The following is a 26,177-nucleotide window of genomic DNA, read 5'->3' on the forward strand; positions in this document are numbered from 1 at the left end:
ATTGAACTGAATAGTGCTACGAAAAACGTTTATTTATTTATAGATAGATTACTTAGCTAGCAGTATTGAGCGATTAAACTTTTTGAACTGAAGAGTTTGATCATGGCTCAGATTGAACGCTGGCGGCAGGCTTAACACATGCAAGTCGAACGGTAACAGGAGAAAGCTTGCTTTCTTGCTGACGAGTGGCGGACGGGTGAGTAATGCTTGGGAATCTGGCTTATGGAGGGGGATAACGACGGGAAACTGTCGCTAATACCGCGTAGAGTCGAGAGACGAAAGTGCGGGACCGCAAGGCCGCATGCCATAGGATGAGCCCAAGTGGGATTAGGTAGTTGGTGGGGTAATAGCCTACCAAGCCGACGATCTCTAGCTGGTCTGAGAGGATGACCAGCCACACCGGGACTGAGACACGGCCCGGACTCCTACGGGAGGCAGCAGTGGGGAATATTGCGCAATGGGGGCAACCCTGACGCAGCCATGCCGCGTGAATGAAGAAGGCCTTCGGGTTGTAAAGTTCTTTCGGTATTGAGGAAGGTTGTTGTGTTAATAGCACGACAAATTGACGTTAAATACAGAAGAAGCACCGGCTAACTCCGTGCCAGCAGCCGCGGTAATACGGAGGGTGCGAGCGTTAATCGGAATAACTGGGCGTAAAGGGCACGCAGGCGGACTTTTAAGTGAGGTGTGAAATCCCCGGGCTTAACCTGGGAATTGCATTTCAGACTGGGAGTCTAGAGTACTTTAGGGAGGGGTAGAATTCCACGTGTAGCGGTGAAATGCGTAGAGATGTGGAGGAATACCGAAGGCGAAGGCAGCCCCTTGGGAATGTACTGACGCTCATGTGCGAAAGCGTGGGGAGCAAACAGGATTAGATACCCTGGTAGTCCACGCTGTAAACGCTGTCGATTTGGGGATTGGGCTTTAAGCTTGGTGCCCGAAGCTAACGTGATAAATCGACCGCCTGGGGAGTACGGCCGCAAGGTTAAAACTCAAATGAATTGACGGGGGCCCGCACAAGCGGTGGAGCATGTGGTTTAATTCGATGCAACGCGAAGAACCTTACCTACTCTTGACATCCATGGAATCTTGTAGAGATATGAGAGTGCCTTCGGGAACCATGAGACAGGTGCTGCATGGCTGTCGTCAGCTCGTGTTGTGAAATGTTGGGTTAAGTCCCGCAACGAGCGCAACCCTTATCCTTTGTTGCCAGCGATTTGGTCGGGAACTCAAAGGAGACTGCCGGTGATAAACCGGAGGAAGGTGGGGATGACGTCAAGTCATCATGGCCCTTACGAGTAGGGCTACACACGTGCTACAATGGCGTATACAGAGGGCGACGAAGCCGCGAGGTGGAGTGAATCTCACAAAGTACGTCTAAGTCCGGATTGGAGTCTGCAACTCGACTCCATGAAGTCGGAATCGCTAGTAATCGCGAATCAGAATGTCGCGGTGAATACGTTCCCGGGCCTTGTACACACCGCCCGTCACACCATGGGAGTGGGTTGTACCAGAAGTAGATAGCTTAACCTTCGGGGGGGCGTTTACCACGGTATGATTCATGACTGGGGTGAAGTCGTAACAAGGTAACCGTAGGGGAACCTGCGGTTGGATCACCTCCTTACCAAAGATAGACTCGACTTTAAGTGTTCACACAGTTTGTTTGATGGTTGTAGACAAGGAAAGAACAACAATATCAAAGAGAAGAGAGCATCTTTACATGCTGTCCCCATCGTCTAGAGGCCTAGGACATCGCCCTTTCACGGCGGTAACCGGGGTTCGAATCCCCGTGGGGACGCCATTTAAAGATGATTTTTCATCTTTACTGTTCTTTAAAAATCTGGAAACAAGCTGAAAACGAGACTTTCAAGAAAGTCTGAGTGAGAGTGATTGATAAAAGGCGATTGCTCTTAATTAACTGTTATTAATCGTAGCTGAAGTGTTTGAAAGTTGTTGTTTAATATTATTTAAATAATAAGGTAAGAATACTTGAGGTTGTATGGTTAAGTGACAAAGCGTACAAGGTGGATGCCTTGGCAATCAGAGGCGAAGAAGGACGTGCTAATCTGCGAAAAGCTTGGATGAGTCGATAAGAGGCGTTTAATCCAAGATGTCCGAATGGGGAAACCCAGTGGGTGAAGAACCTACTATCATTATCTGAATCCATAGGATAATGAGGCGAACCGGGAGAACTGAAACATCTAAGTACCCCGAGGAAAAGAAATCAACCGAGATTTTGTGAGTAGCGGCGAGCGAAAGCGAAGGAGCCTGTTAGTGATAGCGGAAGTATTAGAGGAATTGGCTGGGAAGCCGAATCGTAGAGGGTGATAATCCCGTACTCGAAAATACTTTTGTGGTACTGAGCTAACGACAAGTAGGGCGGGACACGTGATATCCTGTTTGAAGATGGGGGGACCATCCTCCAAGGCTAAATACTCCTGATTGACCGATAGTGAACCAGTACTGTGAAGGAAAGGCGAAAAGAACCCCGGTGAGGGGAGTGAAATAGAACCTGAAACCTTGTACGTACAAGCAGTGGGAGCCCGAAAGGGTGACTGCGTACCTTTTGTATAATGGGTCAGCGACTTATATTTTGTAGCGAGGTTAACCGAATAGGGGAGCCGAAGGGAAACCGAGTCTTAACTGGGCGGCTAGTTGCAAGGTATAGACCCGAAACCCGGTGATCTAGCCATGGGCAGGTTGAAGGTTGGGTAACACTAACTGGAGGACCGAACCGACTAATGTTGAAAAATTAGCGGATGACTTGTGGCTGGGGGTGAAAGGCCAATCAAACCGGGAGATAGCTGGTTCTCCCCGAAATCTATTTAGGTAGAGCCTTGAGCGGACACCTTTGGGGGTAGAGCACTGTTTCGGCTAGGGGTCCATCCCGGATTACCAACCCGATGCAAACTACGAATACCAAAGAGTGATACTCAGGAGACACACGGCGGGTGCTAACGTCCGTCGTGGAGAGGGAAACAACCCAGACCGCCAGCTAAGGTCCCAAAGTCTATATTAAGTGGGAAACGAAGTGGGAAGGCTTAGACAGCTAGGATGTTGGCTTAGAAGCAGCCATCATTTAAAGAAAGCGTAATAGCTCACTAGTCGAGTCGGCCTGCGCGGAAGATGTAACGGGGCTCAAATATAGCACCGAAGCTGCGGCATCAGACGTAAGTCTGTTGGGTAGGGGAGCGTTGTGTAAGCGGATGAAGATGGTTCGAGAGGGCTGTTGGACGTATCACAAGTGCGAATGCTGACATAAGTAACGATAAAACGGGTGAAAAACCCGTTCGCCGGAAGACCAAGGGTTCCTGTCCAACGTTAATCGGGGCAGGGTGAGTCGGCCCCTAAGGCGAGGCTGAAAAGCGTAGTCGATGGGAAACGGGTTAATATTCCCGTACTTGGATAAACTGCGATGTGGGGACGGAGTAGGTTAGGTTAGCGTGCTGTTGGATATGCACGTTTAAGTTGGTAGGTGGGAAGTTTAGGCAAATCCGGACTTCCTTAACACTGAGAGATGATGACGAGGCTCTACGGAGCTGAAGTAACTGATACCACACTTCCAGGAAAAGCCACTAAGCTTCAGGTTTATCTAAACCGTACTGAAAACCGACACAGGTGGTCAGGTAGAGAATACTCAGGCGCTTGAGAGAACTCGGGTGAAGGAACTAGGCAAAATAGCACCGTAACTTCGGGAGAAGGTGCGCCGGCGTAGATTGTAGTCCCTTGCGGGCGAAGGTTGAACCGGTCGAAGATACCAGCTGGCTGCAACTGTTTATTAAAAACACAGCACTCTGCAAACACGAAAGTGGACGTATAGGGTGTGATGCCTGCCCGGTGCTGGAAGGTTAATTGATGGTGTAATCGAAAGAGAAGCTCCTGATCGAAGCCCCAGTAAACGGCGGCCGTAACTATAACGGTCCTAAGGTAGCGAAATTCCTTGTCGGGTAAGTTCCGACCTGCACGAATGGCATAATGATGGCCAGGCTGTCTCCACCCGAGACTCAGTGAAATTGAAATCGCCGTGAAGATGCGGTGTACCCGCGGCTAGACGGAAAGACCCCGTGAACCTTTACTATAGCTTGACACTGAACATTGAATTTTGATGTGTAGGATAGGTGGGAGACTTTGAAGTAGTCACGCCAGTGATTATGGAGTCGTCCTTGAAATACCACCCTTTAACGTTTGATGTTCTAACGAAGATTACGAAACGTGGTCTCGGACAGTGTCTGGTGGGTAGTTTGACTGGGGCGGTCTCCTCCCAAAGAGTAACGGAGGAGCACGAAGGTTTGCTAATCACGGTCGGACATCGTGAGGTTAGTGCAATGGTATAAGCAAGCTTAACTGCGAGACAGACAAGTCGAGCAGGTACGAAAGTAGGTCATAGTGATCCGGTGGTTCTGCATGGAAGGGCCATCGCTCAACGGATAAAAGGTACTCCGGGGATAACAGGCTGATACCGCCCAAGAGTTCATATCGACGGCGGTGTTTGGCACCTCGATGTCGGCTCATCACATCCTGGGGCTGAAGTAGGTCCCAAGGGTATGGCTGTTCGCCATTTAAAGTGGTACGCGAGCTGGGTTTAGAACGTCGTGAGACAGTTCGGTCCCTATCTGCCGTGGGCGTTGGAGAATTGATTGGGGCTGCTCCTAGTACGAGAGGACCGGAGTGGACGCATCACTGGTGTTCCAGTTGTCTCGCCAGAGGCATTGCTGGGTAGCTACATGCGGAAGAGATAAGTGCTGAAAGCATCTAAGCACGAAACTTGCCAAGAGATGAGTTCTCCCTGTCTTTAAGACAGTAAGGGTTGTTTAAGACTAAGACGTAGATAGGTGCGGTGTATAAGTGTAGTGATACATTGAGCTAACGCATACTAATTGCCCGAGAGGCTTAGCCATACAACGCTCAAGTGTTTTTGGGGTTACCCTGGACATGAGCGAGTTGGAAGGATAACAGTTAAGAGAATGGACGTAGAAGAGAGAGTTGAGAGAAGGCTTGTTTTTAGATTAAGAAGACGCGAATAAGAAGAGATAGAAATCATAAAGAATATTGGCGGCGATAGTGCGGTGGGCCCACCTGATTCCATACCGAACTCAGAAGTGAAACGCCGTAATGCCGATGGTAGTGTGGGGCATCCCCATGTGAGAGTAGGTCACCGCCAAGCCTGATATGAACCCCTGATGTGAGAGCATCGGGGGTTTTTGCTTTTTACAGCATAGGAATTTTATGAGAAAAAGGCTACAATAACGCACTTATTTTAAATTCTAAGAGAAATTATGACTGCTTTAAATGTACTTATTTATCCAGAAGAACATCTGAAAGTTGTTTGCGAGCCCGTATTGGAAGTCAATGACGAGACCCGTAAAATTATTGACGATATGTTTGATACCATGTATCAAGAAGAAGGCATTGGTTTAGCCGCACCTCAGGTCGATATTTTACAGCGTATTATCACTATCGACATTGAAGGTGACAAACAAAATCAATTGGTATTAATTAACCCTGAAATTTTGGATTGCGAAGGTGAAACCGGTATTGAAGAAGGTTGTTTATCTATTCCCGGATTTCGTGCTTTAGTGCCTCGCAAAGAGAAAGTGACAGTAAAAGCCCTCGATCGTGATGGTAAAGAATTTACCTTAAAAGCCGATGGTTTACTGGCTATTTGTATTCAGCATGAAATTGATCATCTTAACGGTATTCTTTTTGTAGATTATCTTTCTCCGTTGAAACGTCAGCGCATAAAAGAAAAGCTGATGAAAGTGAAAAAACAAATGGAAAAGCAAAAATAATTGTGAATCCTCCAGAAGTGCGGTAATTTTTAGCCGCACTTTTATTTATCTATGACGTAGAACATTATGAAACCACTCAATATTATCTTTGCCGGCACGCCGGACTTTGCTGCACAGCATTTACAAGCTTTACTCAATTCTTCCCATAACATTATTGCTGTTTACACCCAGCCGGATAAACCTGCCGGTCGTGGTAAGAAATTGCAAGCCAGCCCGGTAAAACAATTAGCCGAGCAACACCAGATTCCTGTCTATCAACCGAAATCCTTACGAAAGGCAGAGGCGCAATCCGAATTGTGTGCGTTGCATGCAGATGTCATGGTTGTGGTTGCTTATGGTTTGATTTTGCCTCAAGCCGTTTTAGATGCACCAACCTATGGTTGCTTAAATGTGCACGGTTCTTTGTTGCCGCGTTGGCGTGGTGCAGCACCGATTCAACGATCAATTTGGGCAGGCGATGCACAGACCGGTGTCACGATTATGCAAATGGATGCCGGGTTGGACACAGGCGATATGTTGCATAAAGTGTATTGTGATATTTTACCTACTGAAACGTCCACAAGCCTTTATAACAAACTGGCAGAGCTTGCGCCGTCGGCGTTAATTGATGTATTGGATAATTTAGGAACCGGTAAATTCACCGCGGAAAGACAAGATGACACCCAAAGCAATTATGCCGACAAACTTTCCAAAGAAGAAGCCAAGTTAAATTGGCAGCTATCGGCAGCGCAGTTGGAACGCAACATTCGCGCATTTAATCCTTGGCCGATGGCTTATTTGGAATTAATGGATGGACAGAATAATCCGCAAATGCTGAAAGTGTATCAAGCAACCGTGTTGCCCCATGTGAATAAAACCCCTGGCACGATTTTAGCCGCAGATAAACAGGGTATCCAAATCGCGACAGCGGATGGCGTACTGAATTTATTGCAATTACAACCGGCAGGTAAGAAACCGATGTCAGCGCAGGATTTATTAAATGGGCGTGCTGATTGGTTCCAAGTGGGTAAGGTACTTGCCTAATGGGAAAACAATATTCATCTAAAAAAACACCGCTAAAAATAACCGCACTTTCGACGCGAGCGATGGCGGCGAAAGTGATTTTGCAAGTATTGGATGAAGGGAAATCCTTGTCCACGTTGATACCGGAAGCACAATCCTCGGTGAAAGCACAAGATTTGCCGTTATTGCAAGAAATTTGTTTCGGTATATGTCGCGTCTTGCCTCGTTTGGAACAAATCATCAAACGCCTTGTGGATAAACCACTTAAAGGCAAAACGCGCATTGTGCATTGTTTGTTGTTGGTCGGTTTATATCAGTTGCTTTATATGCGTGTGCCGGCGCATGCCGCGGTAGATGAAGTGGTGAATGCGACAAAATCCTTAAAATCTGACAGTTTTCGTGGTTTGGTGAATGGGGTGCTGCGTCGATTTTTGCGCGAACAAGAGGATATTCTTGCGATTGTGGATAAACATTGGCAAACGCTGCATCCCGATTGGTTTGTGAATAAACTGAAAAAGGTTTATCCGAACTGGCGCGAGATCATTGAAGCCAATAATCAAAAGCCACCCATGTGGTTGCGGGTGAATACGCAAAAAAACAGCTTGGAAACTTACCGCACTTTATTATCGGCGCAGCAGATGGAAACGCAGGTGACGTCTCATCCGCAGGCGCTGGGGTTAACTCAGCCGACAGCCGTGCAAAATTTACCGTTGTTTGCCGAAGGTGGTGTGACAGTCCAAGATCTTCATGCCCAATGGGCTGCGTTATTATTACAGCCGCAAAATCATGAGGTTATTTTAGATGCCTGTGCGGCACCGGGGGGCAAAACTACCCATATTTTAGAATTGGCGCCACAGGCTGATGTAATGGCGTTGGATGTGGAAGAAAATCGTTTGCAGCGCGTGACAGAAAATTTAGCGCGGATGCAACAGCAGGCGACTGTGGTGTGTGGCGACGCGGCGAATCCACAAGCATGGCTAGACAAATTGGGTAAAAGTGCGGTGCGTTTTGACCGCATTTTATTAGATGCACCTTGTTCTGCCACCGGGGTAATTCGCCGTCATCCGGATATTAAATGGTTACGTAAAGAGGCTGATATCGAGCAGTTAGTCGCTTTGCAAGGGCAGATTTTGGATGCATTGTGGCATTATTTAAAACCCAACGGGGTGTTGTTGTATGCCACTTGTTCTGTGCTTGTAGAAGAAAATAGTCAGCAGATTGAGCGCTTTTTACAAAAGATACCTGATGCGCAATTGCTCCCGTTGGATTTACCGCCCGATGTACTTGAGCATAATCAAAGTGCGGTCGGTTTTCAGTTTATTCCACAGATAAACGGTGGCGACGGTTTTTATTACGCGAAATTGATGAAACGTCAGGGCTAACATTAGCCATGGAGAGAATCAAATGAAGATAATTATTTTAGGCGCAGGGCAAGTCGGTTCTACCTTGGCAGCCAATTTGGTCAGTGAAGACAATGATATTACTTTGGTTGATGATGAGTCGTTACGTTTGGAGCATTTACGCGATAAACACGATTTGCGGGTGATGCAAGGTTTAGCCTCTTCGCCAAAGATGTTACGTGATGCCGGTGCACCTGATGCCGATTTATTAATTGCGGTGACCAGTTCTGATGAAATTAACATGGTTGCCTGCCAAATTGCGTATACCTTGTTTAATACGCCAACCAAAATTGCCCGCATTCGTAATAGTGAATATTTGAAGGAAAAAGAGAAATTATTTTCCGCGGAAGCATTTCCTATCGATCACATTATTTCACCGGAAAATTTGGTGACGCAGGATATTGTCCGTTTAATTAGCTATCCTGGTGCATTACAAGTTGCGCATTTAGCGAAAGATAAGATCAGTTTGGTTGTGGTGAAAGCCTATTACGGTGGGCCGTTGGTTGGTTACTCTATTTCTACGCTGAAAGAACATTTACCGCATATTGATTGCCGTATTGTGTCGATTTTGCGCCAAGATAAAGTGATTCGTCCACAGGGGTCAACAATCATTGAAGCCGGCGATGAAATTACGTTTATTTGTGCCACCGTGCATATTAAAGCGGTGATGAGTGAACTACAACGCCTCGAAAAACCCTATAAGCGCATTATGATTGTGGGCGGAGGAAATATCGCCACCGGTGTAGCGAAGTTGTTAGAAGAGCATTGCACGGTAAAACTCATTGAGCGGGATGCTGAAAGGGCAACGATGCTTGCGGAAAAATTATCAAAAACGTTGGTGTTCAACGGAGATGCTTCCGATCAGTCTTTGTTGTTTGAAGAGCATATTGAAAATATCGATGTATTTCTTTCTCTTTCAAGTGATGACGAAGCCAATATTATGTCTGCGTTATTGGCAAAACGGCTTGGCGCAAAAAAAGCCATGGTGTTGATTCAGCGTATTGCGTACATCAATTTGATTCAAGGCGGTACCATTGATATTGCGATTTCTCCACAGCAAGCGACGATTTCTGCGTTGCTTGGACATGTGCGTAAAGGGGATGTGGCAAATGTCGTTTCGTTGCGTCATGGATTAGCGGAAGCGCTTGAAATTATCATTCATGGCGAAGAAAGTAGCTCTCATGTTATCGGTCGCATGATTAATGAATTAAAAATGCCTACCGGTGCGGTGATTGGCGCTATCTTACGAGGCAATGATGTATTGATTGGGGATTCAAGAACCGTTATTCAAGCAGGCGATCATGTTGTGGTGTATTTAAGCGAGAAAAAATATATTTCCGATGTCGAGAAATTATTCCAACCAACCGCATTTTTTATTTGAATAAAAATTGTTATTTCTGCGCAAACTCACTATAATGTGCGCCTTTTTTAACCAGTCGGTAAATGTTTTGCCGTTGATTTTTTGACTTATCTTAGGAGAACGTCTATGAGCTTTATTAAAGAGTTTCGTGAATTTGCCATGCGTGGCAATGTTGTTGATATGGCAGTCGGTGTGATCATCGGTGGTGCATTCGGCAAAATCGTCAGTTCATTAGTGGCAGATGTTTTTATGCCGGTATTAGGTATTTTAACCGGTGGGATTGATTTTAAAGACCTTAAACTCACTTTGGCGGAAGCTGCTGGTGATATTCCGGCAGTGACATTAAACTATGGTGTCTTCATTCAAAACGTATTTGATTTCATCATCATTGCGTTTGCAATTTTTATGATGATTAAAGCGTTGAATAAATTGAAGAAACCAGTCGAAGCAGTCAAAGAACCTAGCGCTGAAGAAAAATTATTGACTGAAATCCGCGATTTACTTAAAAAATAATTTTTATTAGATAAAATCTTCTCCTTGTGAGAAGATTTTTCTTTATTCCCTTTTCTATTCCATTCTTCTTATTTTTCAGTAAGGAAAAATTATGAGCGATTTACTTGAATTACAAAACGAAACCCGCGAGATCATCACTGATTTATTAAATGATGGTAGTGATCCGGATGCGCTTTATATTATTGAACACCATATTTCCCATCATAATTTTGATCTGCTTGAGAAAATTGCCATGGAGGCGTTTAAAGCAGGGTATGAAGTGTCTGAAGCAGAAGAGTTTGAAGAAGAAAATGGCAAGGCGATTTTCTGCTGTGACATCATCAGCGAAGTGGAATTGAAACCGGAAATCATTGATGCACAACAAAAAGAATTGTTGCCATTATTGGAAAAGTATAAAGGCAACTACGACGGTTGGGGAACCTATTTTGAAGATCCGAATGCGGATGACGATGAATATGGTGATGACGGTGAATTTTTTGATGAAGACGATGACTTAGATGATGACGAGGATCTCGTTAAACATTAAAAAACGATCTGAAAATCGACCACACTTTTATCTGTAGGAGACACTTATGAAATTAAAACATTTCGCTTTATTGCTTTTGCCTTTAAGTATGGCCTTGACTGCCAATGCGGAAACAAAACCCACTGATGATCTGGAAAAAACGGTGATCTCTTTTAGTACGGAAGTGACTAAAGAAGTGGATTATGATGTCATGGAAGTGACACTTTTCATCAAAGATGAAAATAAAAATTTAAAAGAATTAAACCAAACTATTAATCAGAAAGCGAATGCCGCGCTAGAGGTGATTAAAAAACAAAGTGCGGTGGAAATTAAGAAAAATACACGTAGCACACAGGTGCGTTATGATAGCAAAGGTAAGCAATCTGGATGGATTGAGCGTGCCGATTTAGTGTTGGAGAGCAAGGATTTTGTGGCGCTATCTCAAGTGATTTCTGACTTAAATGATACTTTTGCGATTGCCGATGTAGTTCATAAGCTATCTAAAGAAGCCACAGCAAAATTTGAAGATGAAATAATTAAAGACGTCTTGGCTCAATTCCAACATAAAGCGCAGTTGATCCAAACTTCCCTGAATGCGAAAGGTTATGAAGTGGTAAATTTGAATCTGGATAGCAAAAATGAGATACCGTATTTGTATGAAGGTATGAAATCGGTTCCTAAAATGAAATCTTTTTCTTCAGAGGTGGCTGATGAAGTGAATCTGAATAATAATGGTAAAGTGGAATTAAAAGCCTCAGTGAGTGCACAAATTTACTTATTAAACTAATCCCTTTTTCCCGAATGAGATTTTTTATAAAATGACAACGCTTTTCTGCGGTTAAGGTTGACGCAGAAATTCTCTTTTAAAACAAACGAGGTAAACAATGAAAGTTGCAAAAAATGTGGTGGTAAGCATCGCTTATCAAGTTCGTACGGAAGATGGTGTGTTAGTAGATGAAGCACCGGTAAATCAACCGTTACAATATTTACAAGGTCATAATAACCTTGTTGTGGGTTTAGAAAATGCCTTGGAAGGCAAATCTGTGGGCGATAAATTTGAAGTTCGCGTGAAACCGGAAGAAGGTTACGGTGAATACAACGAAAATATGGTGCAACGCGTACCAAAAGATGTTTTTGTTGGTGTGGAAGATTTAGAAGTGGGTATGCGTTTCATCGCGGATACCGACATGGGCCCATTGCCTGTGGTGATTACCGAAGTAGGCGATACGGATGTTGTGGTTGATGGTAACCATATGTTAGCCGGTCAAGAATTACATTTCACTGTGGAAGTAGTTGATACCCGTGAAGCAACATTAGAAGAAATCGCACACGGTCATTTGCATGAAGAAGGTGGCTGCTGTGGCGGTCATGGTCATGATAGCGATGAAGAAGGTCATGGTTGCGGTTGTGGTGGTCATCACCACCACCATCATCATGATCACGATCATCACCATGACGGCTGCTGCGGTGGTCATGATCATCACGACCACGATCATCACCATGGCGGTGGTTGCGGCTGTGGCGGCAAACACTAAAAATGGCCATAAAAAAGACCGCACTTCAATGCGGTCTTTTGTTTTTATGCTCGTTTATTTTGCACTTGCCTTTTTCAAGACTTCGTACATCGAATCTTTCAAACGTAATTTTTCCTTTTTCAACATTTCCACTTCATTGTGCGTACCCAATTCAATATTGGATTCGATGTTTTTAATACGTTGGTCTAGTTCATTATGTTTATCAAATAAATTTGCAAAGTAAGCATCTTCAACTTTCAGTTTGGTAATTAGATCTCTAAATTCTGGAAACATAGTGGAAATACCTCATTATAAATTTTACACGGCATAACGGCAGTTATGCTGGCATTATCTTACCGAATTCGCGGAGAAATAAACGTGCGAGAGATCACAAAATGCATGTATCAAATTAACATTTCTATCACAAATGATGGGTTTGACGAATTTTTGTTAACAAGGCATCGCAACATTGATCGAGCAAGGCATAAGTTTGCTGAAAGTTCTTGGTATACCAAGGATCCGGAATGTGATCGATGCCTAAATCAGGACAAAGTGCGGTGATTTGAAACAGTTTTTCCGGATGATGTCCAAATAGCTTTTCCAAATCCCGTAAATTTTCATTGTCCATGGCAATCAGATAATCAAAATCCGCCCAATCTTTTGACCGCACTTTACGGCTGACAAAATCATTCGACGCGATTTTATGTTGATCCAGTATGTCGGCAGTGCCACAGTGCATGCTTTCGCCGTCGTGCCAACCGGAAGTGCCGGCGCTGGCAGTGAGGATTTTGTGTTGCAAATGGGCTTGTTTGATTTTTTCCCGCATAACATATTCCGCCATAGGAGAACGACAAATATTGCCTAAACAGACGAAAAGGATTTTGATTGGTTGCATTTTTTTCTCTCTCAAAAGTCATAAAAAAAATCCTCATGGCGAGGATTTTTGTTGAAGGAATTAACAGGTTCCCCATAAATCGTATTCATCGGCATCCGTAATCTGCACAGCAATCACGTCGCCAATATTGACCGCACTTTGGCTTTGATTATCTACATAGACCAAGCCATCAATTTCCGGCGCATCTGCCATGGAACGACCAATAATGCCTTCTTCGTTGATTTCATCCACAATGACTTTCAACGTTTTGCCGATTTTTTGTTGTAAACGGGCGGCGGAAATAGCTTGTTGGAGTTGCATGAAACGATGATAACGTTCTTCTTTCACGTCTTCCGGTACTTGATCCGGCATCTCTGTCGCTTCTGCACCTTCTACCGGGCTGAATTTGAAACAGCCCACGCGATCTAGCTGTGCCTCTTTCAAGAAATCTAACAGCATTTGGAAATCCTCTTCCGTTTCCCCTGGGAAACCAACGATAAAGGTGGAGCGTAAGGTTAATTCCGGGCAAATTTCACGCCATGCTTTAATGCGCTCTAAAGTGCGGTCGATTTTGCCGGGTCTTTTCATGGCTTTCAGAATTTTCGGGCTGGCGTGTTGCAATGGAATGTCCAAATAAGGCAACAGCTTGCCTTCCGCCATGAGCGGAATCAATTCGTCCACGTGCGGATACGGATAAACATAGTGCAAGCGAACCCAAATGCCCAAATTGCCTAATTGGCGACACAAGCTGATTAAATTGTTTTTAATTGGCATGCCGTTCCAGAAGACGGTTTTATTCTGGTTTTCTTTGGTTTGGTCTAAGGCGTAAGCGGAGGTGTCTTGGGACACGATTAACAGCTCTTTTACGCCGGCATCCACCAAACGTTTGGCTTCATCCAAGACTTGAGTAATCGGACGACTGTCCAAATCGCCACGCATGGACGGGATAATACAGAAAGTGCAACGATGATCGCAGCCTTCGGAAATTTTTAAATAGGCGTAATGTTTTGGCGTAAGTTTCACACCTTGCGCCGGTATTAAACTTTCATACGGATTATAAGCCGGTTTCGGTACGTATTTTTGCACCTGGTTCATCACGGTTTCATAACTGTGTGGGCCGCTGATTTCCAACACTTTTGGGTGAACTTGGCGAATTTGATCTTCTTTTGCACCAAGGCAGCCGGTCACAATCACTTTGCCGTTTTCTTCCAAGGCTTCGCCAATGGCTTCCAAAGATTCTTGTACGGCGCTGTCAATAAAGCCACAGGTGTTCACGATCACTAAATCAGCATTTTCATAGCTTGGAATAATGTTATAACCGTTGGAACGTAATTCCGTCAGAATACGTTCTGAATCCACTAAATTTTTCGGACAACCAAGGCTGACAAAGCCGATGTTTGGGGTAGAACTCATAAATTTTCTCAAAAAGTCTATCGAGGGTAATAAAAAAGGGGCTAATTCTACCTTTTTTTGTACAAAAAGGCGACAGTGAAATGCCAATAAAAATCGGGTTTTCGTGCTTGCCTTTCCGTGCAACGGCTTTTCATTTCAGTGGAATCCGCTATAATGTGTGCCGTTTTTTAGCCCTTAAAAAACACATTATATTTTCATTCACAAGAGGAAAAATCATGGCAAAACAAAAACATGCCTTGCAGACACCGCCTCAAAATTCGCAAGGAACGATGACCTATCAGCATCAGCGCGGTGTGATTAAAGAGAATGCAATTCAAGCCTTATTACACGATAAACTCTTTCGCCAACGCGTTGAACGAAATAAGAAAGGCAAAGGCAGCTATCAACGTCAAGCGAAACACGCGAATCGTTATTACGAAAAGCCCGATAATAAGATTTCTATGATCAGAGATTTTATTATCGGGCTTTTTTCTATTCGTAAAGTTTATGTAATGTATTGATATGAATGAGGTTATTATGACAGTGAAAACAGAAATTTTATTTAACAACACATGGAACGTCAGAATCAGCGATCCGGGCGAAGAAGGGGCGAAAAGCCACTTTTTTGAAACCATTTATGTGACGTTGGAAGCACATATCGACGGCAATGAAACAACATATACCTTTACCCGCAAAGTAGAAGACCAAATTAAAATTAAAAAAGATTTCACTGATTTGGATGAATTATTCATTTACTTGAGTGAACAAATTTCTCCGGTAGCATTGGGGCATTTGGGGATTAAAATCGGCAATTTAGGGCTTGCAAAAGATTAACCAATAAAAAATAAACCCGACATGGCATCGGGTTTATTTTTGTCTGCTTACACCATAAAGTGCGGTCACAAAATCCAACGGATTTTTAACGGTGTTTTTATAAAATGGATAACACGCTTTCCGGCGGGCGTCCGATTTTGGCTTTATTGCCATTCACCACAATCGGGCGCTCCAATAATTCGGAATGTTGTGCAATAGCATTGAGTAAATCCTGTGCTGTCAGGCTTGGATTATCCAACCCCAAGGTTTTATACAGCTCATCTTTGGTTCGCATCATTTGGCGAATATCTGTAATACCCAATTTATCTGCAATGCTTTGTAGCGTTTCAACATCGTAGTTCTGTTGTAAATACAGTTCGATGGTCGGTTGAATATGATGGCTTTCCAACAAGGCTAATGTTTCACGGCTTTTGGAACAACGAGGGTTGTGGTAGATAGTAATCGACATAGAAATTCCTCTTGCTTAATGTGTGATTTGCATAGATTTTACCTTATAATCAGGCAGGTTTTATAGAGGAATCAAACATGATTGAAATGTTTAAAAGTTGGTATAACCGACGCTTCACCGATCCGCAAGCCATGGGATTGGCGGCGATTTTGCTGTTCGGTTTCGTGTCCATTTATTTTTTTAGCGATCTCATTGCACCGTTGTTGGTGGCGATTGTGTTGGCCTATTTATTGGAATGGCCGGTACGCTTATTAAATGAAAAATTGAAGTGTCCCCGCTTAGTGGCTGCGATGTTGGTGCTAGGCAGTTTTATCAGCTTGGTTTTTGTTGTTGTATTAGTTTTGATTCCGAATTTGTGGGCACAGTTAGCGAATTTATTAAGTGATTTACCTCACATGTTTAATCGCTTTAACGAGTGGCTTTTATCTTTGCCGGAACGCTATCCGGAACTGATTGATGCACAAACCGTGGAATCTATTTTCGGTACGGTAAAAGAGAAAATTCTCAGTTTGGGTGAATCGGCATTAAAACTCTCTCTGGCATCTATCATGAACTTGGTGACGCTCGGGATTTATGCTTTCTTGGTGCCGTTAATGGTGTTTTTCCTACTTAAAGATAAACGTCAGCTTATTGAGGGCGTCAGCCGTTTTCTGCCGCGTAATCGCACGCTTGCCTCAAAAGTGTGGGTGGAAATGCAACAGCAAATTGCCAATTATATTCGTGGTAAATTGGTAGAGATTTTAGTGGTTACCGCTGTCACTTATGCCATCTTCTTAACTTTCGGTTTGAATTATCCGTTGCTATTGGCCGTGGCGGTTGGGTTTTCCGTCTTGGTGCCTTACATTGGAGCGGTATTGGTCACAATTCCGGTCGTGTTGGTCGCGATTTTCCAATTCGGTGACACTCACACATTCTGGTATATCTTGATTGCTTTCGTCGTTTCCCAATTATTAGACGGAAATCTCCTCGTGCCCTTTTTATTTTCCGAGGTCGTCAATCTTCATCCATTAATTATCATTATTGCAGTGTTGATTTTTGGCGGTTTATGGGGATTTTGGGGCGTCTTTTTTGCTATTCCGCTGGCAACTCTCGTGAAAGCGGTGGTCAATGCCTGGCCTTCTAACGAAACACTTTAAAAGGGTGAGATTGTCACCGTAAAAACGTTAGAAAAAAAGACCGCACTTTGGGTTGAACAGTGCGGTCTTTTTTTTACGCTGAATTTTAATTCGGTTTATTTCCCAAATACCAGATTTAACACCAATGCAATGCCGTCTTCGTTATTCGTGGAGGTGACTTCTTTGCCGGTTGTTTAATGGCGTTAGAGGCGTTGCTTATGATTAACATTTTATGTACATCCTTGAGGTTGTATGGTCGCAGTTTGACACTTAAGCTTGTAATTTCGCTTTCTTGCCCTTTTCCGATAGCACTTTATTATCGCTTAGAATTTGTGAGCGCCTAGATGAATCTAACAGAGTCGGCATTTGGGATTCATGTGAATTTTTTTCGGTAAGACTAATAAGACTAGGTAAACATTGACGTGACGAAATAGCGGAGATTACTCCGCTTGATATAACCGATAACTCACTTGCCCACTGTCTTTCTGTTTTAACACCACCCAGTTTTCCGGTACATTCGGATTTTTGCCTTTTTCCGTTTCCACATAAACCAAGGCTTGCGGACGCAGCCAGTTATTTTGTGCGAGCAAGGTAATGGCTTGCTCGGCTAAATTAAAATGAAACGGCGGATCGAGAAAGACCACATCAAAGTGCGGTTGATTTTTCGGCTGATTTAAAAAGTGCAGGCTATTTTGATTCACGACTTGCGCGCGATCGGCACATTTCAAGGTTTGAATATTCTTGCTTAACTGCTGCGCCACCGCTTTTTCCAATTCCAAAAAAGTGACTTTTGCTGCTTGGCGCGAAAGCGCTTCAAAGCCAAGAGAACCGCTACCGGCAAAACAGTCTAAGCATTCACTGTCAACGATATAAGGCATGAGCCAGTTGAACAGGGTTTCTTTTACACGATCGCCGGTAGGGCGCAAACCTTGGGAGGGCAGCACCGGTAATTTTCGCCCGCGCCATAGACCGGCGATAATGCGCACTTCGCCTTTCGTGCTGTGTTGTGTTGTTGCTTTTTTCATATAAATCGGCAGGAAAATGATGTGTTTTTTTGCTAGAATGAGCGGCATTTTATCAAGTTTAAACAAGAGTGGGCAATTTATGTCAGATGAAAAGAAAAAAGGCGGATTTTGGTCTTGGTTTGGATTAGGCAAAAATAAACAGGAAGTATCAACGGAACTGAAAGATCCGGAATCAAAAGAACAGCTTCCTAATGAATCTGAAGTGCAAGAAACGACAGAAAAAACAACCGCACTTTTAGATGAAACTGCGCGCGAAAATCCATCAACAGAAGAGATATTGATGGCGCAAGCGTCCACGCTTGTGCCTGAAAACCATGAAGTTCAAGTAGAGATCTCTCAAGAGGAAAACCCAGCGGCACAAGCGTGGACGCTTGCGCCATCGGATGAGTCAACTCAATCTATTGAAGAAACGCTAGAAAATTCAACCGCACTTTCTGAGAGCGAAGCAGAAGTACAAGTCGAAAGTGCGGTGGATATTGAAGATGAATCTGTCGTGGAAACGGAAGAACACGAAGAAGAAAGCGCTGTTGCCGACATCGTAGGAACACAGGAAAAACCAAGCGAAGGTGGTTTTTTTAGCCGATTACTCAAAGGCTTGGTAAAAACCAAACAAAATATTGGGACAGGCTTCCGCAGTTTCTTTCTTGGTAAAAAAATCGATGATGAATTGTTTGAAGAATTGGAAGAACAACTTCTCATTGCCGACATCGGTGTGCCGACAACTACAAAAATTATCAACAACTTAACGCAACATGCGACCCGTCAGCAGTTACAAAACGCAGATACCTTATACCAACAACTTAAACTGGAAATGGGCGAGATCGTAAAACCGGTGGCGCAACCATTACGCATTGATGGCAGCAAAAAGCCTTATGTGATTTTAATGGTAGGGGTGAATGGCGTAGGTAAAACCACCACTATCGGTAAACTGGCGCGTAAATTCCAAATGGAAGGCAAATCCGTTATGTTGGCAGCGGGTGATACTTTCCGAGCCGCTGCGGTGGAGCAGTTGCAAGTGTGGGGCGAGCGTAATCATATTCCGGTGGTGGCGCAAAGCACCGGTTCCGATTCGGCATCGGTGATTTTTGATGCGATGCAATCGGCGGCTGCGCGCAATATTGATGTGCTCATTGCCGACACTGCCGGTCGTTTACAAAATAAAAATAACCTGATGGACGAGCTGAAAAAAATTGTCCGCGTGATGAAAAAATACGATGAAAGTGCACCGCATGAAATTATGCTCACTCTGGATGCGGGTACCGGTCAAAATGCCATTAGCCAAGCCAAGTTATTTAACGAAGCCGTTGGGCTTACCGGCATTAGCTTAACCAAATTGGATGGTACCGCAAAAGGCGGCGTGATTTTTGCCATCGCCGACCAGTTTAATTTGCCGATCCGCTATATTGGCGTAGGTGAAAAAATTGAAGATTTACGCGAATTTAACGCAGAAGAATTTATTGACGCTTTATTTGCCCATGAAGAGGAATAAAGTGCGGTTCAAAAATGACGTGTTTTTAGAGAAGAAAAATGATTCGATTTGCAAATGTGAGTAAAGCTTATTTAGGCGGAAAACCGGCGCTGCAAGGGTTAAGCTTTCATTTACCGGTGGGTAGTATGACCTACTTGGTGGGGCATTCCGGTGCAGGAAAAAGTACCCTGCTGAAATTAATTATGGGCATGGAACGTGCCAATGGCGGGCAAATTTGGTTTAACGGGCACGACATTACCCGTTTATCCCACCATGAAGTGCCGTTTTTACGCCGTCAAATCGGCATGGTGCATCAAGATTATCGCTTATTGTCCGATCGTTCAGTGTTGGATAACGTGGCGTTGCCATTGATTATTGCCGGACAACATCCGAAAGATGCCAATAGCCGTGCGTTGGCAGCATTGGATCGTGTGGGATTGCGTGATCGTGCGAATCACTTGCCGGCACACTTGTCCGGTGGTGAACAACAACGCATTGATATTGCGCGTGCAGTGGTGCATAAACCGCAATTATTGTTGGCAGATGAACCCACCGGCAACTTAGATAGCGCACTCTCTTTAGAAATTTTCAATTTGTTTGAAGAGTTCAATCGTCTCGGCATGACGGTGTTAATCGCCACTCATGACATGGGTATCGTGCAACAAAAACCGAAACCTTGCTTGGTGCTTGAGCAAGGTTATTTACGCTAGGAGGTAACATGAGTTTTCGTCTGAATTTCCCTTTTGGCGTGCAAAGTGTATACGTGTTGCGTGCGGTGTTGGCGGATTTATTGAAACGTAAGTTTGCGACATTGCTAACCGTGTTGGTGATCGCCGTCTCTTTAACGATTCCGACCGTGAGCTATTTGCTTTGGAAAAATATTCATCACGCCACCACGCAGTTTTATCCCGAAAGTGAATTAACCGTGTATTTACATAAAAACTTGTCGGAAGAGGATGCCAATTTGGTGGTGGAAAAAATCCGTCAGCAAGAAGGGGTTGAATCACTAAATTATATTTCCCGTCAGGAAAGTTTGAACGAGTTTCGCCATTGGTCAGGTTTTAGCGAAGAGTTGGACGTGTTGGATGACAACCCTTTGCCGGCAGTGGTGATGATTAAACCAAGCAAAGCGTTTAACGAGTCGCAAAAACGCAATGAATTACGGGAAAACTTGGATAAAATCAAAGGTGTTCAAGAAGTCCGTTTGGATAATGATTGGCTGGAAAAACTGACCGCACTGACGTGGCTAGTTGCACATGTGGCAATTTTTTGTACCGTGCTGATGGCAGTTGCCGTTTTCTTGGTAATCGGCAACAGTATTCGCGCTGATGTTTACAGCAATCAAGCAAACATTGAAGTGATGAAATTGCTCGGTGCTACCGATCAATTCATCCTGCGCCCGTTCCTTTACACCGGCATGATTTATGCTGCACTGGGCGGTTTCTTCGCGTGTATTTTCAGTAGCCTCACCATTGGCTATTTCACCGGTGCAGTGAAATATGTGACCGATATCTTTGCCGTCAATTTCAACTTGAACGGCTTGGGATTGGTGGAATTCCTTTTCCTAATCGTGGTTTGCATCATCATGGGCTATATCGGCGCATGGTTATCCGCTACGCGTTATATTCGCTTGTTGGACAAGAAAGGTTAGACGCTAAAAATACAAGCGAAAAAGACCGCACTTGATAAAAAGTGCGGTCTTTTTTGTTACAGTTTTTTTAATGTTGGTGTGGTGTTGTATCAAAATACGATTCATTGTTTCGTAATGCTTTACAGGCTTGATAGACAACAGAAGCACCGCTTCGCAATATTAGTAGGCTTAAAATACTGCTGGCGACAAGGTCAACCCATTGCCAGTTTAGTAGCCATGCGCTTAATCCGGCGATAATTGCCACCAGTGAGCCAAACAGGTCAGCTAATACGTGTAAATAGGCGGCTTTGATGTTTAAGTTTTCATGATCGCCTTTCATCATTAGCCAAGCTACGAAAATGTTTACCAAGAGCCCAGTGATAGCAACGCCTAGCATAGGCAACGCCAACATTGTCGTTGGGTATTGCCAACGTTCTGTCGCTTCCACCAAAATCCATACTGCCACCACAATCAGAGAAGTGCCATTTAACAGCGCGAACCTTTTTTGGTTTTGTGCATTTAAAAACAAAGCAATGAGGGCGAGGAGCAACGATAGGCTGTCATTTGCCATATGCCCGGCGTCAGCCATTAAGGCGAGGCTATTAAAATAATAGCCTCCTAAAAACTCGATGATCATATAGCTGCTGATAATGACCAAACTGGTGCTTAAAATCTTTTTATTTGTTGGTGTATGAGCGTGTGAATGTTCGTGTTTGTGTTGATGTGGCATCTCGTTCCTTCCTTACTTAATTTGTTTGAGTGCAGAACAGCTTAAAGCCCGTAGGGACTACGGGATCAAGTATTTTTTGTTAGAATGGTAAAAATTTTTGGGGAGGAAGAAATGAAAGTCAATGAACTGAGTAAACGCACGGGGATTAATTTAGAAACCATTCGTTACTATGAAAAACAAGGTATCTTACCGGAACCAAAACGACAGGCTAACGGTTATCGATCGTATGACGAAGAAAGCATAACGCAGCTTATTTTTATTAAAAACTGCCGTACGCTAGGTTTTTCTTTAGAAGATATTAAACAACTCAATGCACTCAAATTTCACACTGCTAATCATTATCATGCGGACAAATTGGTGCTTAAGCAACTGGCGTTAGTAGAAGAAAAAATTTCTCAATTACAAGATATTAAAGCGTTTTTACAATCCATCGCCATTAAGGGAAAACATAGTGAGTCGGAATGCAAAGCCATAGCAGGGCTTCAGGCAAAAATAAAGGAGACGGTTTAAGGAGTCTCCTAACAAAATGTGTTCGCTATTTTAGCTTGCTTTAACGCCACAGAATCTCCATTGATTTCGTGCAATGAGTTGCACGCTACGGAAAAAGATCAAAGTGCGGTCAGTTTTGACTACGTTTTTAATTAAACAACATAAACGCCCAGGTGATTGCGACGATAACTAACGCAATAAATACCGCAGCTGAGCCCTGATCTTTGGCGCGACCGGAGAGTTCGTGGCGCTCGGTGCCGATACGATCCACTACGGCCTCGATGGCGCTGTTGAGCAGTTCCACGACCAATACTAGTAACACGCTGCCGATCATCAGTGCTTTTTCAATGGCATCATCGCCAAGCCATAATGCCAAGGGAATCATGAAAAGGCAGCAGAAAAGCTCGTGGCGAAAAGCGGTTTCATATTTGACCGCATTTTTTAAGCCTTGCATGGAATATTGAGTCGATTTAATTAAGTGGGTTAGCCCCGTCGTTTTGTCCATTAGGTTTTCCTTTGTTTATTTATTGTTATTAGAGGCGTTTAGCTTCAATGACATCATCCAGTTTTTCCAAACGGGACAGAATTTTACTCAACATTTCCACGTTGTTCAGCTCAATTTGCATGTCGATGTTTGCCACTTGGCGTTTTGTATCCGTACGGGAAGACACACCGAGTACGCTGATTTTGTCGTTTGCCAGCACGGTGGTGATGTCGCGCAATAAGCCGTTGCGATCTGACGCCACAATGCGAATATTGAGATGGAAGCCGTTAGAATAATTATCACCCCAACGGGATTCCACCACGCGTTCCGGGTGAACGCTTTGCAGCTCAAGGAATTGCTCGCAATCACAACGGTGAATGGAAATACCACGCCCCATGGTGATGTAACCCACAATGCTGTCGCCCGGAATCGGTTGGCAACAACGTGCAATATGGTGCATCAAGTTGCCAACGCCTTCGACGATAACGCAATCTTTGCGTTCCGTTTTTTGTTGTGCGTTAGCCGCACTTTTGGTGCTGACGTGACGCAAGATTTCTTCATCCACTTCCTGTGCGGAAATTTTGATGAATTTGTTTTGCAGGAAGTTGATTAACGGCCCGATACGAATATCACCGCCGCCAATGCCCGCGTATAAATCATCGAGATTTTTTAGGTTGTAACGCGGCAAGGCTTGTTGTTCCACTTGTTTTAAGCTGATGCCCAGGCGGTTAATTTCGCTTTCCAACAATTCTTTGCCGGCCGGAATGTTTTTATCACGATCCTGTTTTTTGAACCACGCGTGTATTTTTGCACGGGCTTTTGCCGTATGAGTAAAGCCGAGATTCGGGTTAAGCCAGTCACGACTTGGGTTTGGGTTTTTCTGGGTGATGATATCTACCTGATCGCCCATTTGGAGCTGATAGGTGAACGGCACAATGCGTCCGCCCACTTTGGCACCGATACAACGGTGACCGATTTCACTGTGAATGGCGTAGGCAAAATCCAGTGGCGTGGAGCCTGTTGGCAAATCCACCACTTCGCCTTTCGGCGTAAAGACATACACGCGATCATCAAACACTTGGCTGCGTAATTCCGCCATCACTTCGCCGGAGTCGGTAATATCGTCTTGCCACGCCAAGAGTTTGCGTAGCCAGGCGATTTTTTCTTCGTAACCGGAACGGCCGGCGCTGGCGCCTTCTTTGTATTTCCAGTGCGCCGCAACACCCAATTCGGCATCATCGTGCATTTGTTGGGTACGAATTTGCACTTCTATCGGCTTGCCGCCTTTACCCAACACCACGGTGTGAATAGATTGGTAGCCGTTCGGTTTCGGGTTGGCGACATAATCGTCGAATTCTTTTGGCAGATGTTTGAAATGGGTGTGTACAACGCCAAGTGCGGTGTAACAATCTTGCAATTTTTGCACGACAATACGCACTGCACGGACATCATATAAGTCGTCGAACTCTAAATGTTTTTTCTGCATTTTTCGCCAAATGCTGTAAATGTGTTTCGGGCGACCGTACACTTCGACTTGTGGGATGTTTTCTTGTAAATAACCGGAAAGCTCGGTAACAAAATCGGCGATGTATTGTTCGCGGTCAAGGCGGCGTTCTTTTAATAATTTGGCGATGGCGCGATATTGTTCCGGATGCAAATAACGGAAACAGTAATCTTCCAGTTCCCATTTGAGCTGTCCGATGCCTAAGCGGTTGGCAAGCGGGGCGTAAATATTGGCACATTCTTTGGCGGCGAGGACGCGTTCTTCTTCCGTATAATTTTTTTCGGCATCACGCAAAAAGGCGATACGTTCCGCTAATTTGATAATCACACAGCGGAAATCATCTACCATGGCGAGCAACATTCGGCGCACGTTATCCACCTGCAAGCTGCTGGCAGAATGGGTGATGTTGAGTTGGCGAATATTGTCCATTTCGATAACACCGCGTACCAGTTTGCTGATATTCGCGCCGAAATCTTCTTCAATTTGGGCTAAATCCACCAGTTGATCGCGGACAATAGGGAAGAGCATGGCGGTGAACAAGCTATCGGCATCCATGTTTAAGCTGTTGAGGATTTCCACCATTTCCACGCCGAACGTCAGCAAATGGGCTTCTTCCTGCTGGTGCTCGGCACGCAAGGTCATTTTCTGTTGCGAATAATGCCATGCCGTCATTAAGTTGGCTTTGACATTTTCCGCTACATTCAAGTTAGCGCACCATTTTTCAATCTCAAAATCTTTAGGATTTAATAAATGAGATCCTCTCACAGCGACCATAATGAATCCTTATCTTTTTCGAAATAAACTTATCGACTCCAAATGACCGGTTTGTGGGAACATATCGATCATGGCGACTTTATCCAATTGATAGCCTGCGTCACGCAAGATTTCCGTATCTCGCACGAGTGTTGCAGGATTGCAAGAAACATACAGAATGCTTTCAGCCTGTAACTGACAGAGTGCATTTAAAGCAAATGCCGCCCCTGTGCGTGGTGGGTCGAGCAAAATTTTATTGAAGGGTTGCTGCGCCCACGATTGACTGATAAAGGGTTTATCCAAATCGGTCCGGTAAAATTGGACATTATGACAACCGTTTCGTTCGGCATTGGCGCGGGCTTTTTCCACCATCGCAGAAACGCCTTCAATTCCTACCGCACTTTTTACTTTGCGACTTAGCGGTAAGGTGAAGTTGCCCATGCCACAGAATAAATCTAACACATGATCCTGTGGATTAAGCTCCAACCAGTCTAACGCCGTTGCGATCATTTGACGGTTTAATTGTGCATTAATTTGAATGAAATCGCGAATATCAAATTGCAACGTGATGTCATCGTCTAAACGGTAATAAGGCTGTTCGCCATACCAATGTTCAATGTTGTCATGTTCTTGTACAAATAACATGAGTTGGTGTTGTTCGGCAAACCGTAATAATAAAGTGCGGTCAGTTTCACCGATGTTTTTTACATGGCGCAATAACATGGCGATGCCATTGTCTGCCGCAACAAGTTCAATATGCCCCAGTTGTTGTGGTGTTGTCCATTGCTCGAAAAGTGCGGCCACTTTGGGCAATAAATCATTCAGCGGGTGTTCCAGCACCAAGCAATGTTCAATCGGAATAATTTGCTGTGAATTTTTACGCCGTAAGCCGATATTCAGCTTACGGTTTTTGGTGTCAAATAATACGCTTAAACGTACCCGACGACGGTAATGCCAAGGTTCGCCTTGCAATAACGGCATGAAATGAATAGGCGCCGGCTGTAAACGGGATAAGCGTTGAACCAATGCGGTTTGCTTGGCAGAACGTTGTAATTCAATAGGAATGTGTTGATTTTGGCATCCCCCGCATTGTTCAAAATAAACGCATGGCGGTGTTTGGCGCTGCGGGCTTGGGCGTAAAATACGCTGTGCTACGCCTTGACCGTATTGGCGTTTTTCTTCCAATACGCGAACTTCTACGCTTTCTTGCGGCAAGGCGTTTTCAATAAACCAGGTTTTGCCGTTGATTTTAGCCACACCTAATCCTTGATAATCTAGATCAAGAATATGTGCGGTGAAATTTGCGGTCTTTTTCTTTGGTTTGTTGTCGCTGTAAAGTAATGCCATG

The 26,177-nt window shown here is 44.3% G+C and carries 24 protein-coding genes, 1 tRNA gene and 3 rRNA genes; 19 read left to right on the forward strand and 9 right to left on the reverse strand.

What is annotated here, in order from left to right:
* Positions 1-84 precede the first annotated feature (84 nt).
* The 12 genes from AC30SH_RS01130 (at position 85) to slyD (ending at position 12,104) form a co-directional block, all read left to right on the forward strand.
* Positions 85-1,624: ribosomal RNA gene (locus AC30SH_RS01130) — 16S ribosomal RNA — on the forward strand.
* A gap of 101 nt (positions 1,625-1,725) precedes the next feature.
* A tRNA-Glu gene (locus tag AC30SH_RS01135) sits at positions 1,726-1,801 on the forward strand.
* Between the two features lie 200 nt (positions 1,802-2,001).
* Positions 2,002-4,898, forward strand: a 23S ribosomal RNA gene (locus AC30SH_RS01140).
* Between the two features lie 150 nt (positions 4,899-5,048).
* Positions 5,049-5,164: ribosomal RNA gene (rrf, locus tag AC30SH_RS01145) — 5S ribosomal RNA — on the forward strand.
* Together the 16S, 23S and 5S rRNA genes with 1 tRNA gene alongside form the textbook arrangement of a ribosomal RNA operon.
* A gap of 112 nt (positions 5,165-5,276) precedes the next feature.
* A complete protein-coding gene (gene def / locus AC30SH_RS01150; RefSeq protein WP_314886256.1) occupies positions 5,277-5,789 on the forward strand; it encodes a peptide deformylase in 513 nt (170 codons plus the stop codon).
* Positions 5,790-5,855: 66 nt separating this feature from the next.
* Positions 5,856-6,812, forward strand: a complete 957-nt coding sequence (gene fmt / locus AC30SH_RS01155; protein WP_212510019.1) for a methionyl-tRNA formyltransferase — start codon at positions 5,856-5,858, stop codon at positions 6,810-6,812.
* Positions 6,812-8,173 carry a 16S rRNA (cytosine(967)-C(5))-methyltransferase RsmB gene (gene rsmB, locus AC30SH_RS01160; RefSeq protein WP_212510018.1) on the forward strand — a complete coding sequence of 454 codons (1,362 nt, stop codon included), beginning with the start codon at positions 6,812-6,814 and terminating at the stop codon, positions 8,171-8,173. The genes fmt and rsmB overlap by 1 nt, the downstream gene beginning before the upstream one ends.
* A gap of 22 nt (positions 8,174-8,195) precedes the next feature.
* On the forward strand, positions 8,196-9,572 hold the full coding sequence (trkA, locus tag AC30SH_RS01165) for a Trk system potassium transporter TrkA (RefSeq protein ID WP_489581990.1): 1,377 nt from the start codon (positions 8,196-8,198) through the stop codon (positions 9,570-9,572).
* A 105-nt stretch (positions 9,573-9,677) separates the two neighbouring features.
* Entirely contained in the window at positions 9,678-10,064 is a 387-nt protein-coding gene (gene mscL / locus AC30SH_RS01170; RefSeq protein ID WP_006719513.1) for a large-conductance mechanosensitive channel protein MscL, read from the forward strand.
* A 91-nt stretch (positions 10,065-10,155) separates the two neighbouring features.
* Positions 10,156-10,590: a ribonuclease E inhibitor RraB gene (gene rraB, locus AC30SH_RS01175; protein ID WP_212510017.1), complete on the forward strand. Its 435-nt coding sequence runs from the start codon at positions 10,156-10,158 to the stop codon at positions 10,588-10,590.
* A gap of 46 nt (positions 10,591-10,636) precedes the next feature.
* Positions 10,637-11,356: an SIMPL domain-containing protein gene (locus AC30SH_RS01180; RefSeq protein WP_212510016.1), complete on the forward strand. Its 720-nt coding sequence runs from the start codon at positions 10,637-10,639 to the stop codon at positions 11,354-11,356.
* A gap of 97 nt (positions 11,357-11,453) precedes the next feature.
* Complete coding sequence (gene slyD, locus AC30SH_RS01185) at positions 11,454-12,104, forward strand: peptidylprolyl isomerase (RefSeq protein WP_212510015.1); 651 nt, start codon at positions 11,454-11,456, stop codon at positions 12,102-12,104.
* 54 nt (positions 12,105-12,158) lie between these two features.
* Here the strand turns inward: slyD and AC30SH_RS01190 are convergent, their stop codons facing one another.
* The 3 genes from AC30SH_RS01190 to rimO form a co-directional block, all read right to left on the reverse strand.
* On the reverse strand, positions 12,159-12,377 hold the full coding sequence (locus AC30SH_RS01190) for an HP1242/YdcH family protein (RefSeq protein WP_048750699.1): 219 nt from the start codon (positions 12,375-12,377) through the stop codon (positions 12,159-12,161).
* Between the two features lie 127 nt (positions 12,378-12,504).
* Entirely contained in the window at positions 12,505-12,978 is a 474-nt protein-coding gene (locus tag AC30SH_RS01195; RefSeq protein WP_308666412.1) for a low molecular weight protein-tyrosine-phosphatase, read from the reverse strand.
* Positions 12,979-13,038: 60 nt separating this feature from the next.
* Positions 13,039-14,370, reverse strand: coding sequence for a 30S ribosomal protein S12 methylthiotransferase RimO (rimO, locus tag AC30SH_RS01200; RefSeq protein ID WP_489581991.1), 1,332 nt, complete (start codon positions 14,368-14,370; stop codon positions 13,039-13,041).
* 215 nt (positions 14,371-14,585) lie between these two features.
* Here rimO and AC30SH_RS01205 point away from each other — a divergent pair, with 215 nt between their 5' ends.
* Positions 14,586-14,870, forward strand: a complete 285-nt coding sequence (locus AC30SH_RS01205) for an alternative ribosome-rescue factor A (protein WP_048750702.1) — start codon at positions 14,586-14,588, stop codon at positions 14,868-14,870.
* Positions 14,871-14,886: 16 nt separating this feature from the next.
* The gene (locus AC30SH_RS01210; RefSeq protein WP_311351845.1) at positions 14,887-15,183 is read left to right on the forward strand and encodes a DUF5377 family protein; all 297 of its coding nucleotides are present in this window, start codon (positions 14,887-14,889) and stop codon (positions 15,181-15,183) included.
* 97 nt (positions 15,184-15,280) lie between these two features.
* On the opposite strand, the gene arsC is transcribed toward AC30SH_RS01210, so the two are convergent.
* On the reverse strand, positions 15,281-15,631 hold the full coding sequence (gene arsC, locus AC30SH_RS01215; protein ID WP_314955701.1) for an arsenate reductase (glutaredoxin): 351 nt from the start codon (positions 15,629-15,631) through the stop codon (positions 15,281-15,283).
* A gap of 77 nt (positions 15,632-15,708) precedes the next feature.
* On the opposite strand from arsC, the gene AC30SH_RS01220 reads away from it, so the two are divergent.
* Positions 15,709-16,767: an AI-2E family transporter gene (locus tag AC30SH_RS01220; RefSeq protein WP_489581992.1), complete on the forward strand. Its 1,059-nt coding sequence runs from the start codon at positions 15,709-15,711 to the stop codon at positions 16,765-16,767.
* Positions 16,768-17,186: 419 nt separating this feature from the next.
* On the opposite strand, the gene rsmD is transcribed toward AC30SH_RS01220, so the two are convergent.
* Entirely contained in the window at positions 17,187-17,771 is a 585-nt protein-coding gene (gene rsmD, locus AC30SH_RS01225; RefSeq protein WP_489582388.1) for a 16S rRNA (guanine(966)-N(2))-methyltransferase RsmD, read from the reverse strand.
* A 79-nt stretch (positions 17,772-17,850) separates the two neighbouring features.
* Here rsmD and ftsY point away from each other — a divergent pair, with 79 nt between their 5' ends.
* The 3 genes from ftsY to ftsX are packed head-to-tail and all read left to right on the forward strand — an operon-like array spanning position 17,851 to position 20,890.
* Positions 17,851-19,260: a signal recognition particle-docking protein FtsY gene (ftsY, locus tag AC30SH_RS01230; RefSeq protein WP_489581993.1), complete on the forward strand. Its 1,410-nt coding sequence runs from the start codon at positions 17,851-17,853 to the stop codon at positions 19,258-19,260.
* 38 nt (positions 19,261-19,298) lie between these two features.
* Positions 19,299-19,949 carry a cell division ATP-binding protein FtsE gene (ftsE, locus tag AC30SH_RS01235; RefSeq protein WP_048750711.1) on the forward strand — a complete coding sequence of 217 codons (651 nt, stop codon included), beginning with the start codon at positions 19,299-19,301 and terminating at the stop codon, positions 19,947-19,949.
* 8 nt (positions 19,950-19,957) lie between these two features.
* Positions 19,958-20,890, forward strand: a complete 933-nt coding sequence (gene ftsX, locus AC30SH_RS01240) for a permease-like cell division protein FtsX (RefSeq protein WP_489581994.1) — start codon at positions 19,958-19,960, stop codon at positions 20,888-20,890.
* 67 nt (positions 20,891-20,957) lie between these two features.
* On the opposite strand, the gene AC30SH_RS01245 is transcribed toward ftsX, so the two are convergent.
* Positions 20,958-21,599: a cation diffusion facilitator family transporter gene (locus AC30SH_RS01245; protein WP_489581995.1), complete on the reverse strand. Its 642-nt coding sequence runs from the start codon at positions 21,597-21,599 to the stop codon at positions 20,958-20,960.
* A 111-nt stretch (positions 21,600-21,710) separates the two neighbouring features.
* On the opposite strand from AC30SH_RS01245, the gene AC30SH_RS01250 reads away from it, so the two are divergent.
* A complete protein-coding gene (locus AC30SH_RS01250) occupies positions 21,711-22,109 on the forward strand; it encodes a MerR family transcriptional regulator (RefSeq protein ID WP_489581996.1) in 399 nt (132 codons plus the stop codon).
* 127 nt (positions 22,110-22,236) lie between these two features.
* Here AC30SH_RS01250 and AC30SH_RS01255 read toward each other — a convergent pair whose 3' ends face one another.
* The 3 genes from AC30SH_RS01255 to rlmD are packed head-to-tail and all read right to left on the reverse strand — an operon-like array spanning position 22,237 to position 26,176.
* The gene (locus AC30SH_RS01255) at positions 22,237-22,593 is read right to left on the reverse strand and encodes a diacylglycerol kinase (RefSeq protein ID WP_489581997.1); all 357 of its coding nucleotides are present in this window, start codon (positions 22,591-22,593) and stop codon (positions 22,237-22,239) included.
* Positions 22,594-22,621: 28 nt separating this feature from the next.
* Positions 22,622-24,850 carry a GTP diphosphokinase gene (relA, locus tag AC30SH_RS01260; RefSeq protein ID WP_489581998.1) on the reverse strand — a complete coding sequence of 743 codons (2,229 nt, stop codon included), beginning with the start codon at positions 24,848-24,850 and terminating at the stop codon, positions 22,622-22,624.
* A 9-nt stretch (positions 24,851-24,859) separates the two neighbouring features.
* Positions 24,860-26,176 carry a 23S rRNA (uracil(1939)-C(5))-methyltransferase RlmD gene (gene rlmD / locus AC30SH_RS01265; protein WP_489581999.1) on the reverse strand — a complete coding sequence of 439 codons (1,317 nt, stop codon included), beginning with the start codon at positions 26,174-26,176 and terminating at the stop codon, positions 24,860-24,862.
* Between the last annotated feature and the right edge of the window lies 1 nt (position 26,177).

Source organism: Aggregatibacter sp. HK296, from assembly GCF_980469475.1.